This is a genomic window from Streptomyces sp. NPDC031426, assembly GCF_055581585.1.
Genome location: NZ_JBVIJE010000116.1, coordinates 1 through 1,125, shown reverse-complemented (window position 1 = coordinate 1,125; position 1,125 = coordinate 1). Strand labels below are relative to the sequence as shown.

1 protein-coding gene is annotated in these 1,125 nt (G+C 77.0%); it reads left to right on the top strand.

Features of this window, described 5'->3' with window-relative positions; all coding sequences use genetic code 11:
• The coding region (locus ACZ5NH_RS45545) for an ALF repeat-containing protein (RefSeq protein WP_468784382.1) at nucleotides 1–1,125 on the top strand (1,125 nt) is incomplete at both ends.

Sequence of the window (1,125 nt, the reverse complement as noted above, 5' to 3'; positions counted from 1 at the left end):
GCCGTGACGGCGGCGAAGCTGGCCAAGGAGGCCGCGCAGAAGGCGGCGGCCGAGACCCAGGCGGCCAAGAACGACTCCCTGCACGCCGCAACCGCGGCCGGCCGGGCGGCTTCCGCCGCGAAGCAGGCTGCGGAGGCTGCGCAGGAGGCGATCGACGCCGCGGCCGCCGCCAACAACAGTGCGCGGCTGGCGGCCAGCGCCGCCGAGCAGGCCGCTTCGGCGGCGGTGGGTGCCGCTCAGGCCGCGTCCCGTGCCCAGAGCGCCGCCGCGGACGCGGCCACGGACGCGGGCCAGGCCTCGGCGGCGCGCAAGGCGGCCGACGACGCCCGCACCGCGGCCAAGGGAGCACGGCTGGCGGCGGACGCCGCCAAGCAGGCCGGCAACGCGGCGGCCGATGCGGGCAACGCGGCGAAGGCCGCCGCCGATGCCGGCACCAACGCCGACGCCGCCGCGGACGCGGCCGATGAGGCCAACACCTACGCCACGCAGGCCGGTGTCCACTCCTCCGAGGCCGGTGCCGAGGCCGCGGCCGCTCATCGGCACGCGCAGGAGGCCAACCGCGCCGCCAACGCCGCAGCAGCGCTGGCCGCGGAGTCGGCCAGCGCGGCCAGTGACGCGGAGGACGCGGCCAACGCGGCGGCCACGCATGCGGACAACGCCGCCAAGGACGCCGATGACGCGGCCAAGCACGCCGGTGAAGCGGCCACCGCCGCAGCCCAGTCGGCGGCGCACGCCAAGGCCGCCCAGGAGGCTGCCGACGCCGCCACCGCGGCCGTCGCCAAGGCCCAGAAGACCCACCAGACCGCCGTCAAGATCGAGGCGGAGGAGCTGACCGAGCGCACCAACGCCGGTATCGCGCAGGTCAAGGACCTCAAGGCCCAGCAGGATCAGCAGGCGGCCGCGGACGCCGCTGCCGCCCAGCAGGTCAAGGACACCGACGACCGGGCCAAGTCCCTGGCCGTGCAGGCTGCACAGCCCGGAGCCGACCCCAAGGCCCTCGCTGCGGCCGGCCGCAAGGTCGCGCTGGCCACGATGCAGACTGGTGGGCCCTGGAGCAGGGGCGCCGCCGAGCAGGCCCTGACCGGCACCGACCAGGACGTCGTCGACTACCTCACCACCCGCCGC